This window comes from Rhizobium sp. PRIMUS64, from assembly GCF_023006465.1.
Lineage (GTDB): Bacteria > Pseudomonadota > Alphaproteobacteria > Rhizobiales > Rhizobiaceae > Rhizobium > Rhizobium leguminosarum.
On record NZ_JALBGX010000179.1, the window covers coordinates 1 to 12,061 of the forward strand.

Consider the following 12,061-nt stretch of genomic DNA (forward strand, 5'->3'; position numbering starts at 1 on the left):
GTTGCCGCCATTGCCAGGGCCGTCATTGCCACCCTTGCCTGGGCCGTCGTTGCCGCCCTTACCCGGACCGTCGTTGCCGCCCTTGCCTGGGCCGTCGTTGCCGCCCTTGCCGGGACCGTCATTGCCGCCCTTGCCTGGGCCGTCGTTACCGCCCTTGCCGGGACCGTCATTGCCACCCTTGCCGTGACCGTGATCTTTTCCGCCCTTGTCGTGGCCGTGATGATCGCGGTCCTTGCCGCCGTGATCGTCTTTTCCGCCGTGGCCCGGACCGTCCTTGCCGTGCCCGTGATCTTTCCCGCCCTTGCCGCCGCCGTGATGATCATGGCCCTTGCCGCCGTGATCGTCCTTTCCGCCATTGTCGCCGTCGCCGTCACCATTGCCGTCGCCACTGCCACTGCCAGTGCCATTACCATTACCATTACCATTATCGCCATCATTCCCATTGCTGGCGAGGGAGCCGGTGCTGGATGTCTTCTTGCCGCCGCCAATGTTTGGGCTGCCGCGATCGTTATCGTTCGGGCTGAACCTGTTATCGGACTGAATTGCTCTGGTCGGCATGCACAGTCTGTATTCGAGTGTACCGCGAACTGCGGCCTTGCAATTGACGACTGCCGGGGCTGCCGTTGCCAAGCTGCTGCTTGCCAGAAGGGAAGCAACGGCGACGCTGAATTTCGCTGCTCTGCTGATCATTTCAATCCATCTCCCAAGGTTAACTGAATGTTAATGGGGAGAACTCTTATACTAACAATCAATTAACCCGAAGAATAGATAATGGTTAATCTGTCTCATTCGTATAATACAGTTAAATTCGCAAGTATAAAATTTTACTAAATTTTTATTTCGCCTATGTTATCGTCTCGCAATAAATAAAAGGAATCGGCTATGAAGCGCCTCTTTTCGCTCGCTGGCTTTTTATTCATTCTTCTGCATTTTCAAGCTGTTGCGGGATCATCGCTTCCTGTGACGCGAAGCATCGGCGCACCCGTGGGATTCGCCGCAGCCTGCGCCAAGTACAAGTGGCTGTGCGGCAGGATGGCGGCGCAACAGCTGAATGATCAGGCAGGAACAGCGCTTCTTCAAAAGGTCAATCGTGCCGTAAATGGACGTATCATTCCCGCGGAAGATCGCCCGTCTTCCCGAAATAAGGATGTTTGGTCTCTGCCGGTTGCCGGCCGTGGCGACTGTGAGGACTACGCTCTCCAGAAGATGAAGGACCTGATCGAAGCTGGTTTTCCATCGAACCGGTTGGCGCTTTCCGTCGTGATTGGACCGCACGATCAAAACCATGTCGTTCTGATTGCCCGGACGGACGGCGGCGATTATGTGCTCGACAATCTGACCAGTGCCGTGAGGCTCTGGCGCACGACGGGCTATACGTTTCTGGCCACTCAGGATTTCCAATCGCGAACGGGCTGGCGCGTGACGCTTGCTGGTCCCCGCGCAGGTGAGTTCTCTTGAACTGAAAGTCTCAAGGCGGTGCGCTCGCCGCTGGCAAGTGCAGATCCTGGCGCTATCTTTGCCGCAGAGCGCAAGCCAGGGACGATCGGGTGACGAAAACCGAACTCGCGGAGATATACCGCGGCTACATCGCCTGCCTGAACAGTCAGGACTGGACCAATCTCGGGCAGTTCGTCGGCGACGATGCGGTTCATAATGGCCGCCGGCTCGGGCTGTCGGGTTACGTCGCTATGCTCGAGCGAGACTTCGATGAGATTCCCGATCTTTATTTCAAGGTGCTGATGCTCCTTGGCGATCCGCCATACATAGCCTGCCGGCTCGGCTTCGATTGCAGGCCGAAGGCAAAATTCCTCGGCCTCGATGTGAACGGCAGGCGCGTTGCCTTCAGCGAGAACGTGATCTACGAATTTCGTGACGGAAAGATCGTCGAGGTCTGGTCGGTCATCGACAAGGCGGCGATCGAGTCCCAGCTCGCGGGCTCGAATTGATCGCGCGGACGATTTCCGGTCTGCGTTTTGATCAGATGATGGCGACGCGTTCACCGAAGGGCGTGTCGTCGTCGAAATTGCGAGTGCCGATCCGGTCGCTTTCGCCTGACAAGACCGGCTCTTCCGCCTGTTCGCCAGCCTCTTCCCCTTCTTCCAATGCCGAATGCCCGTGCCGCTTTTGCGGATGCGCCTCGTTTTCGACGATCAGATCCGCGTGCGGGATGAGATCGCTTGCGGCTTCCTTCTCCACGGCCCTCTTCGCTGCCAGTTGATCGGCGGTGATCTGCGACTGGCGGGCAGCGACCCAGGCATTGTCGGGTTCGGAGCCGATCGAGGTGCTGGTACCGACCTTGGTGGGTTCGGACGGGGCGGTGGCGGAGATGGGGTTGATCGCGTCGACCATGAAATTCTCCTGCGGGGACCAACTGGCGAAACAGCCGGCCGTTTCGTGGGGTGAAAAACGGCGCGGTCTTGGGGCCAGTCAGGGAGACATATCGAGTCCGCGCCGAAAAACACAAGGGGACATTGACGTGACTGCCACCTCGGACAATGACGAAATCGGTAGCAGGTTGCGGAAAATTCGACGAAGAATTGTGTGCACAAGGGGGTGCTCGGCGGGTGGTTAATGTAAGAATCGGAAACACTTTGTGACTAAGTGTCTCCAAAAGCAGCGTTTTTTGACTTGCTGCGCGCGAAGACATGACGGATATTGTTTAAACGTTGAGGAAGCCGTCATGATTAGAATGATTGAAAACCCTGCCGAACTGGCTGGCGAGGATATCACCGGCAAATATATTCTCCGGAGGCTGAACTATCATTGGTTCGCTTACGGCAAGGCGGCTATCGTGACCGCCTGCAAGGGAACGATCCTGCAGCTCGAGCGGGAAGAGACGGTCTATTCCGAGCGTTGGGGCCGCCGCGCCTATACGGGCACCGGCAAGCGTTATCCCGGCGGCATCTGTCCCATTTCGGCGGTCGCCTGCGTTTGCGATACGCCCGACGACGTCAATGCCGTTATTCAACTGGATGTCGAAGCGCAGGACGAATTTTATCAGCTGATCGCCAAGGCCGAAGCCAGAGTTCAGGCTCTTGCCTCTTCCTCACGAAACAGCCAGTTTCTGGAAGCTGCCGAGTAGGCGGCTCTTTACCGAAATCCGCCCTGAGCCGTTGTTGCGGCAACGGCAGAATTTCTCCGACATCTCGAATCCTGGATGCAAAGGCGTCGCTGCGATCAAGGCAGCTTTCGTCGCTACGCTGCCATTGGGGAGCGTTCCGTCTCCTCAATCCGGTGCGGTAGTGTTAGACTCGGGCGGCAGCCGTTGGGATGCAGACAGCTTGTTCCAGGTTGAACGGAAAGCGGTCATGACAGAGCAAGACACTCGGCCCAATCACTCGTTCGCAGCGACGGCGCCATCGCTCGGCTCGCTCGCCATCACCATTGCCGTGATGTTTGCCGCGCTATTCTGGCCGGCCGGTACGCTCGACTGGCCGCGTGGCTGGATCTTTCTCGGCCTCTTCCTTGCACTGACATGTGTCGCGATCGTCTGGATCTGGCGGACAAATCCGGAGCTGTTTGCGGCGCGCAGCCGATATCAGAAAGGCACCAGGCCCTGGGACGCGGTGGTGGCGACGCTGACAATCATTCTCTTTGCCGCCATTCTTCCGGTCGGCGCGTTCGACGATGGGCGTTTCCATTGGGCGCCGCAGCCCGGTTGGATCGTCCTCATCGGCTATCTCCTGATGACATCAGGTTATCTCGGCCTAACCTGGGCGCAATCCGTCAACCGGCATTTCGAGCCGACGGTGCGCATCCAGACCGACCGCGACCACAAGGTAGTCGACACCGGACCCTACGCCGCCATCCGCCATCCCGGATACGCAACCGCTATCGTGCTCAGCGTCGGCATGGCACTGTCGCTTGGATCGCTCTACGCGCTGATCCCGGCCGGCCTGCTCGTTATCGTCCTCTTCGGCCGCACGCTCGGCGAGGAAGCCGAACTGCGCAAGGGCCTCGAAGGCTATGCGGACTACATGGCGCGTGTGCGTTGGCGCTGGATTCCGGGCGTGTGGTGAACGCCTTGGCGGGCGCAAAGGGCGCCTGACCACCAGCCTCGCGTTATCCTATCAACCGATCTGCCTGAGATCGCGCGCGAAGCGTTGCCAGTTGGCGACGTAGTTTTTTGCCGAGCGGCGGATGGCTTCGATTGCCGCCTCGTCGAGCACGCGCACCGCGCGGGCAGGTGTTCCGACGATCAGTGAGTTGTCGGGGAATTGCTTGCCTTCGGTCACCAGCGCACTGGCGCCGACGAGGCAGTTGTTGCCGATCTTCGCACCGTTCAGGATGGTCGCACCCATGCCGATCAGCGTGTTGTCGCCGATGGTGCAGCCGTGGAGGATGGCGTGATGGCCGATGGTGCAGTCTTTGCCTATCGTCAGCGGGAAACCCATGTCGGTATGGGCCATCACGCCTTCCTGGATGTTGGTGCCTTCGCCGACGGTAATCGGCTCGTTGTCACCGCGCAGCACGGCGCCGAACCAGATGCCGACATTCTCGCCGAGCTCGATTTGGCCGATGATATTGGCGTCCGGTGCGATCCAATAGAGGCCGGCGGCGGGCAGTTTCGGCGTCGATCCGCCAAGTGCGTAGACGGGCATCGCTTTCTCCTCAGACGACCTCGACCGATAGGGTGGCGACGCCGTCGATGCCGCAGTTGATGCGATCGCCCCTGGCCACCGCGCCGACGCCGGCGGGCGTGCCGGTCATGATGATATCGCCCGGTGCGAGGGTGAAGAGCTTCGACAGTTCTGAGATGATCTCCGGCACCTTCCAGATCATCTGGTTGAGATCGCCATCCTGCACGCGCTTGCCGTTCTGTTCCAGCCAGATCTTGCCTTCAGCGGGGTGGCCGAGGCGGCTTGCCGGAATGATCGACGAGACGGGGGCGGAATGTTCGAAGGCCTTGCCGACTTCCCAGGGACGGCCGAGCTTCTTTGCCTCGCCCTGTAGGTCGCGGCGGGTGAAATCGATGCCGACGGCATAGCCGTAGATGCAGTCGAGCGCGTCGGCGGCCTCGATGTTCGCGCCACCCGATTTCAGCGCCAGCACGCACTCGACCTCGTAATGCACGTCGTTCGACAGCGGCGGATAGGGAAAGGCCTTGCCCGCCGGCAGCAGGTTGTCGGCATTCTTCTGGAAGAAGAAGGGCGGCTCGCGGCTGGGATCATGGCCCATCTCGATTGCATGGTCGGCATAGTTGCGCCCGACACAATAGACGCGGCGCACCGGAAAACGCTCGGCGCTGCCCTCGACCGGCAGCAACACCGGTTGCGGAAGCGGGATAACGGTGACGGGATCGGACATTGGCGGGTTCTTCCTGTTTACGAGTCTTGCGCCATCTTAGACGGAAAACATCGCGCCGGGAAAGCCGTCCTTGGCGTCCGGCTTCGGTGCATTGACGCTCTCACGGTGGCGGGTTAACCTTAGCCATGAGCAGGATTTTTGCAATTTCGACGACGTCTACGACCACCGCGCCGCGGTGGGTGGTAGACGCGTGAACTGAATTCCGTTCATCGCTGCTAAGACCAACCCGCCGGAGACGAGCGGGTTTTTTGTTCCCGCCCGTGTCCGCATTCGAGGACGAGATCGTGGACGATATCCAGAAGCATATTCTTGCGGAGCGGGCGCTGGCCGCTGCCCGCAACTGTGTCGCCAGCCGCTTTGCCGGGGCTGCTTTCACTTATGTAGCCGGCTCCCTCATGCGCGGCGAAGGGACCGCCTTTTCGGATATCGATCTGGTCGTCGTGTTCCCGTCTCTCGAAAGAGCCTGGCGGGAATCGTTCACTGAGGACGGTTTCCCGGTCGAGGCCTTCGTCCATGATCCGCAGACGCTGGCGCATTATCTCCATCAGGATGCCGACAGCGGCTATCCGATCATGGCCAACATGGTCGCGACGGGCTGTATAATGGGATCGGATATCGACAGCGCGCGCGTCATCCAGGCAAAGGCGGCAAGGATGCTTGCGGCGGGGCCGAAACCTCTTGCCGGGGTAGATTACGACTTGCTGCGCTATCAGGTCACCGATCTGGCCGACGACCTGCGCGGAACGCGCCCGCCCGAAGAGATCGCCGCCATCGCCGCGCTGCTCTATCAGAAGCTCGCCGACCTGATCCTCCTCGGGCGTGGCGCGTGGGCTGGCCGGGGAAAGTGGGCGCCGCGTCTGATGAGAGAGCTCGACGCGCAATTGGCGGCCGAATTCGACATGGCATTCGGGCTGGCGGCAGCGGGTGACGGCGCTCGATTCCTGGCTTTGGCCGACCGAGAGCTTGCCGTGCATGGTGGCCGCTATTTCGAGGGATTCAGGCAGAACGCGCCGCTGGAAGCGCGCCGCCTGGAATAGTTTGGTATCGGTCACATTGCCGCGTTTTGAAAATTGGATGGAAGATGCTTGAGTATGAATTCAAGGGTGCCTTGCCGTCGGCGGTAAGGCGTACCGCCAGATTGCGTCTCAGAATTCCCGTGGAAGGGGATATCGATTTCCTGACCCGACTTTTTTCGCAGCCGGAATTGGTCGCGCACCGACCGGTACCACGGCCGGACTCGCGCGAGGAAAGTGCAGCGCGGCTTGCGCGCGACATCGGGCATTGGAAAGATCACGGGTTTGGGCGCTGGGCCGTCGAGGCGAACGGTGCGCTGATCGGTTTCGGCGGCGTAACCCTTTCCAAGGAATTCGACGGCCTCAATCTTTCCTATCATCTGCAACCCGAAAGCTGGGGGCAGGGGTATGCCACGGAATTGGTCAGGGAAGCCCTGGTGTTTGCCTTTGATGATCTGCATGGGGAGCGGGTGATCGGATTGGTTCGTACCGCCAATGCCGCTTCAAGACGTATTCTTGAGAAGTGTGGCTTCAACTTCGAGCGGGAGGTGATGCTGCATGGCGCGCCAACCAACATGTACGCCTTTGGCAAAACGAGCGGCTTATGAACGAACATCCGTGCGCAATTATCAGGCGTGACGAGACGTCGTCGCTGGTCATTCCTCGCCGGATTCAGCTAGCGCATCGCGGACGATCGCGTAATAGGGGGCAAGCTCGGGGATATCGGCGGCCAGCCTGTCGAAGGCGGAGTCGGATGGCGCAAGGGTGCCGGCGTATTTCGCTTGCGTGAAGGCCCGATGGGCGGCAAGGGCTTCGGCCTCGGCCTTGTGCACAACGGTATAGACGGGCGAGGGGACAGTGCGGCCTTTGACGATGATGCGATCGAGCTCGACGACGGTGTAGGTGCCGGCGACCAGCCTTGCGGTCTCCTCGCCGAGCAGCAGTGCTACGCCATAATTCTTCGAGGCGCCTTCGAGGCGGGAGGCGAGGTTGACGCTGTCGCCGAGGCAGGAATAGTCGAAGCGGCGGGTCGAGCCCATGTTGCCGACGATGCATTCGCCGGTGTTGATGCCGACTCCCATCTTTAGCACGTGCGGCTTGCCGCCGCGCGCCGCCGCCTCCCGTTCCAGCTCACGGTTCAGGCTCGATATCGCCGCCTGCATGGCGAGCGAGGCCGTGACCGCGTGGAGTGCATGGTCGGGATCGTCGAGTGGGGCGTTCCAGAAGGCCATGATGCAGTCGCCCATATATTTGTCGATCGTGCCGCCATGATCCATCACGACGTCGGAAAGCGGCGTCAGCAGCCGGTTGATCAGGCCGGTTAGTTGCTCCGGATCGTCCTTCAGCGTCTCGGCGATGGTTGTGAACCCACGCACATCCGAAAACAGCACGGAGAGCGTGCGCCGCTCGCCGCCAAGCTTCAACTGCGAGGGATCGTTCGACAGGCGCCGGACCAGATCGGGCGAGATATATTGGGCGAAGGCGCGGATGATCTGCCGCTTGTTGCGGCGCTCCTCGGCATAATCGAAGGCGGCCTGGCCGAAGGCGACCGAGACATAGGCAACGACTGGCCCGAGTGGCGAGACGAAGACATGGGCAAAGCGGATACCCGCAAAACTCGCCGCTGCGAAGGCAAGCACTGCCGCGGCGCTGGCGACGATCGTCAACCATCCCGTCGAGCGCCAGACGGTGGCGGCGGCAAGCAGCACGGTGATCAGGATGCAGGCGGCGACCAGCGGCAGGCGGGCTTCCGCGATCGACAGGCCACGACGGATATTGTCGTAGATCGTCGCCTGGATCTCGACACCGGAGACCAGCTTGCCGGTGTGAACGGTATAGGGCGTGGCGAAGGCATCGACGCCACCCTTGTCGATGGCAGGCGCATTTTGCAGGCTGAGGCCGACCAGCACGACGCGGTCCTTGAAATAATCCGGTGGCAGCAGGTTCTCAGGGTCTAGTGCCTGGTAGTAGGAGACGGTGGGATAGCTGCGGGCCGGGCCGAAGGATTGGATGAGTCGGCCGGCCGACAATACCTCGGTCGGACCTCCGGACGCCTTTGCCAGCATGGCGGCGAAGCCGTCCTTATAGCCGGGAATACGCCGGAACGTGCCGTCGCCGCTGAGATCGATCGAGGCAATGCCGGTCACTGCACCGGCTTCGGTCAGTTGCGGCAGCGGCGTGGCGCGGATCAGCTGCGAAGCCTGTGGCGTCTCGATCAGTGTTTCGTCGCCGGCGAGCACGACATCGGGGCCGACGGCCTTGGTGATCGCATCGTCGTTATCGGGGTTCGAGGGTTCGGCCATGATGATGTCGAGGCCGATGACAAGGGCGCCGGCCGCGCGTAACTGCCTGACGAGTTCGGCATGTAGGCTGCGCGGCCAGGGCCATTGCGCATTGATATCGGCAAGCGAAGGTTCGTCGATCGCGACGATGACAGGCCCGCCTTGCGGTGGGCGTGGATCGTCGACGGTCGAGAGATAGTCGAAGCTTCTGAGTTCCAGCAACGACCATGCCGGCAGGCGCGACAGCAGCGAGATGGTGACGAGGGTGGCGAGCGCCAGCACCAGCAGCCTGAGATGACGGCTTTCGGCTTGCCCGCCGGCCGGCCGAGGCTTGCCTCGCACCGGCATCAGAAGCGGACTTTGAGCGTGCCCTTGAAGGCGCGGCCCCAGCCGGGCACGCCGGGCGTGAGCTCGAAATCCTCATCGAGCAGGTTATAGGCGGCCGCTTCCAGCGCGATGCGTTTGTCCAGGGGTTCCCAGATCAGGTGGGCATCGAGACTCCAATAGTCGTCGAGTTTCGTGCCGAGGTCGTCGCCGTCGCGCTCGCCGACATAATTGGCCGCCACCGTCGCCTTGACCTTGGCCTCATTGACCCAGGTCAGCGCGATCTGGCCAGAGTTGCGGGGAATGAACGGCAGCGAACCGCCGTAGTTCGGCTCCAGCGGGTCCTTGTTCTCCGATTCCATGTAGGCATAAGTGGCGGAAAGGCCGAAACCATAGCCGAGCGCGACGTTGGCGGTCACGGCGGCGCGGTCCACGCTGCCGCGCGACAGCGGCAGGCTGTCGGCCGCCGGAAGCGAGATCAGCGGAAAGTCGATCGAGAAATCATGCAATTCCTGGTGCTGGTATTCGACCGAGGTGAAGAAACGATCGGTCCACTCGGCATCCCATTGCAGCGCCACTGTATCGCTATAACCTTCGATGCCGACCGAGAACTGGTTCGGCTGCAGGCCGAGGATGCCGATCGGGGCGAGAGTGGGAACGCCGGTATCGACGCTCTGACGCATGAAGGCGGCACGCAGCCAATGGTTCTGGACGGGTGACCAGGCGAGGCCGAAGCGCGGCTCCAGCCGGCTGACATCGACGCCGTCGCCAGACATGCGCGTGCCGAACAGCGCATATTCCCCCTTCAGATCAGGCGTGATCTCGTGCAGAATGTCGACATAGGCGCGGGCGATATCGACGCGGTTGTCGGCCTCCGTGGGGCCAAGCGTCGTGCCGTCGAGGAAGCCCGGAACGATATCCTCGATGTGCAGGAAGCTGCTGTTGTGGGCATCGATCCAGCCGCCCTCGATGCCGTAGCGGAAAGTCAGGGGTCCCGCGCCGATATCGTGGTTGAGGGCGGCGACATAGGTCTTCGAGCTCTGGTCCTGGGTGATCTGCCCGAAGGGGCGGATATCGGTGCCGGGACCGCCAAGGAACGGCACCGTCTCCCAATCGAACGCCAGTTCGTCGGTGGTCTTCGTTCGCGTGCCGGAATAGAGCAGCGCTGCATTCAGCACGTTTTCGTAGCCAAATGTGTGGCTCCAACCGATGCCGGCATTGGTCGTCGTGATGATGTCGCGTCGGGTCTGATAAAGCGGTAATTCGTCGGGTGCCAGAGGGAAGCCGAGCAAGGGAATGAACAGTCCATCGTTCAAAATGGTCGACAGCTGGGAATTGCTGCTCAAGGTATCGAGGTCTAAATCGCGTTTGGCGCCATTGAAATAAGCGACGACACGATCATCAGGGGTGATCGTCGCTGTGAGATAACCGTTGCCGCTCAGGATCTTGTTCTCGGTGGAGAAGCCGCCGAAATCCGTATAGTCGCCATCGCGGGCGATCTCCTCCCAGTTCAGGTTGCCGTAGAAGCTGAGCGGGATGGTCTCGTTGGAGAAGCCCTGGATCTCGGCCTCGCCGATGCGCCTCGTGTGGCCGTCGACGCTGTTGATGCCGCCGCCGAGTGAACCTTCGATGAAGGGGGTGCGCAGAAGCGTTGCCGAGCGCGAACGGCCCGACAGCATGTGCGGATCGAGCAGCAATCCCTGGAACAGCGAGGAAAAGCTCGACGTGTTGACGCGGTACTGGCTGATATTGTCGTCGCCGAAATCGGTCGCATTATTGAAGGGGAAGATGCTGCCCTTGATCGACTGGTCGGTATAGCCGCTGCCTTCGAAGGGACTGAAGACGGCATCGCCATAATAACGGCCCCACGCGTCCAGGCCCTGTAGGCGGAAGGCGTTGTTCAGCGTCGAGCCGGCATCCTGGTTGGCGCCGAGCGCGCTGTAGTCGCCGCCGCGCGCCCTGGAGCGGCGGAGAAATTCCTGGGCGTTGCGGATCGCGCCGTCGGCGTCGTAGTCGTCGATGTCGACGGCGGTGCGGAAGGAGGAGATGACGGGATCGTTCTTGTCGAGCCTGTCAGCATTGTCGACCGCCTGTGCGGAGGGGATGCGGTCACCCTTTTCGTAATGGGCGGCGGCGAGCATCAACTGTGACTGCGAATGGGCCGGATTGGCGGTGCTGGCGGCCAACAGGTCCGCCAGCGCCTTGTCGCGTTCGCCGGTCTGCAGGTAGTAGCGGCCGCGGGCGAGGAGAGCGATGTCGTAGGACGGATCGACCGCGAGCGCCGCATCGATCTCGCGCTTGGCATCCTTCATCCTGGACTGGTCGAGATAGAGAATGGCAAGATTGCCGTGGGGAACCGGGTCCTGCGGATCGAGCGCGATCGCCTTCAGGAAGGCCGCCTCGGCCTCGCCATTGGCGTCGCGGGCGCTTTGCAGCAGGCCCATCGAGTTCAACGATCCTGATGCACCGGGCGCAAGCTCGATGGCGCGGTTCAGATCGGCCAGGGCGCCGTCGATGTCGCTTTCGTAGCTCGCCTTGTAAGACGCGCGCGCGGCAAGGGCGATCGGATGGTTCGGATCGAGCGAGAGGGCGCGGTTCACCGCCTCCTGCATCTGGGCGCGGTCATCGATCAGCTGCGCCAGCTGGGCGCGGATCGCGGGCAGGGTGGGATCGTCGGGAAAACGCTTCTCGGCGTCCCTGATCACATCGACAGCGGCGCGCGGGTTTTGCAGAAAGCCGGCGGTGTAGGCCTGCATGATCGCGCCATAGGGGCCGACAGCTGATGACGGCGGCTTTTCGACATGTGCGGGATCGGCAAGCGAACGGGCGAAATAGCCGCCATATTGCGCCATGTTCCGGCGGTTGGCGTCGAGATGCGGCAGTGCTGCCGCAAATAGCCTTGCGGCTTCGTCGTAGCGTTTTTCGGAGCCGGCGATCGTGGCATCGATCAGGTCGACGCGGGCCTTCTGGGCGGTCGTCAGCTTACGGCCCCGAACTTCCTGAAGCGTGGCGGCTGCAACCTGCCGGCCATCGAAGGCGCTCTGCACTTCGGCAAGCTCCAGCCAGTCCTCGGTGGTGCGACGCTCCGGCGGCAAAGCCAGCAGCCGGCGGCGCTCGTCGGCCATGCGGCCTGCC

At 61.6% G+C, this 12,061-nt stretch carries 12 protein-coding genes; 6 read left to right on the forward strand and 6 right to left on the reverse strand.

Going from position 1 to position 12,061, the window contains the following annotated elements:
- The coding region (locus tag MOV76_RS35580) for a hypothetical protein (protein WP_247266291.1) at positions 1 to 690 on the reverse strand (690 nt) is incomplete at its 3' end.
- A gap of 192 nt (positions 691 to 882) precedes the next feature.
- Here MOV76_RS35580 and MOV76_RS35585 point away from each other — a divergent pair.
- Together MOV76_RS35585 and MOV76_RS35590 are read left to right on the forward strand one after the other, a co-directional pair.
- On the forward strand, positions 883 to 1,458 hold the full coding sequence (locus tag MOV76_RS35585; RefSeq protein ID WP_247266292.1) for a transglutaminase-like cysteine peptidase: 576 nt from the start codon (positions 883 to 885) through the stop codon (positions 1,456 to 1,458).
- 89 nt (positions 1,459 to 1,547) lie between these two features.
- Positions 1,548 to 1,946: an ester cyclase gene (locus MOV76_RS35590; RefSeq protein WP_018242737.1), complete on the forward strand. Its 399-nt coding sequence runs from the start codon at positions 1,548 to 1,550 to the stop codon at positions 1,944 to 1,946.
- Positions 1,947 to 1,977: 31 nt separating this feature from the next.
- Here MOV76_RS35590 and MOV76_RS35595 read toward each other — a convergent pair whose 3' ends face one another.
- Positions 1,978 to 2,349: a hypothetical protein gene (locus tag MOV76_RS35595; protein ID WP_247266293.1), complete on the reverse strand. Its 372-nt coding sequence runs from the start codon at positions 2,347 to 2,349 to the stop codon at positions 1,978 to 1,980.
- Positions 2,350 to 2,680: 331 nt separating this feature from the next.
- On the opposite strand from MOV76_RS35595, the gene MOV76_RS35600 reads away from it, so the two are divergent.
- Both MOV76_RS35600 and MOV76_RS35605 read left to right on the forward strand, forming a co-directional pair.
- Entirely contained in the window at positions 2,681 to 3,082 is a 402-nt protein-coding gene (locus MOV76_RS35600) for a hypothetical protein (protein ID WP_032980478.1), read from the forward strand.
- A gap of 226 nt (positions 3,083 to 3,308) precedes the next feature.
- Positions 3,309 to 4,019, forward strand: coding sequence for an isoprenylcysteine carboxylmethyltransferase family protein (locus MOV76_RS35605; protein WP_130717073.1), 711 nt, complete (start codon positions 3,309 to 3,311; stop codon positions 4,017 to 4,019).
- A gap of 51 nt (positions 4,020 to 4,070) precedes the next feature.
- Here MOV76_RS35605 and MOV76_RS35610 read toward each other — a convergent pair whose 3' ends face one another.
- Positions 4,071 to 4,601: a gamma carbonic anhydrase family protein gene (locus MOV76_RS35610; RefSeq protein WP_018446347.1), complete on the reverse strand. Its 531-nt coding sequence runs from the start codon at positions 4,599 to 4,601 to the stop codon at positions 4,071 to 4,073.
- Between the two features lie 10 nt (positions 4,602 to 4,611).
- Entirely contained in the window at positions 4,612 to 5,307 is a 696-nt protein-coding gene (locus MOV76_RS35615) for a fumarylacetoacetate hydrolase family protein (protein WP_018446346.1), read from the reverse strand.
- Between the two features lie 284 nt (positions 5,308 to 5,591).
- Between MOV76_RS35615 and MOV76_RS35620 the strand changes: the two genes are divergently transcribed.
- On the forward strand, positions 5,592 to 6,344 hold the full coding sequence (locus MOV76_RS35620; protein ID WP_026230657.1) for a nucleotidyltransferase domain-containing protein: 753 nt from the start codon (positions 5,592 to 5,594) through the stop codon (positions 6,342 to 6,344).
- A 44-nt stretch (positions 6,345 to 6,388) separates the two neighbouring features.
- Positions 6,389 to 6,928 (forward strand): GNAT family N-acetyltransferase, encoded by a 540-nt coding sequence (locus tag MOV76_RS35625; protein WP_018242730.1) that lies wholly within the window; start codon positions 6,389 to 6,391, stop codon positions 6,926 to 6,928.
- A gap of 48 nt (positions 6,929 to 6,976) precedes the next feature.
- Here MOV76_RS35625 and MOV76_RS35630 read toward each other — a convergent pair whose 3' ends face one another.
- Both MOV76_RS35630 and MOV76_RS35635 read right to left on the reverse strand, forming a co-directional pair.
- Positions 6,977 to 8,950, reverse strand: a complete 1,974-nt coding sequence (locus MOV76_RS35630; RefSeq protein WP_247266294.1) for a CHASE2 domain-containing protein — start codon at positions 8,948 to 8,950, stop codon at positions 6,977 to 6,979.
- Positions 8,950 to 12,061: tetratricopeptide repeat protein (locus MOV76_RS35635; RefSeq protein WP_247266295.1), on the reverse strand; the 3,112-nt coding region annotated here is incomplete at its 5' end. The genes MOV76_RS35630 and MOV76_RS35635, both read right to left, overlap by 1 nt.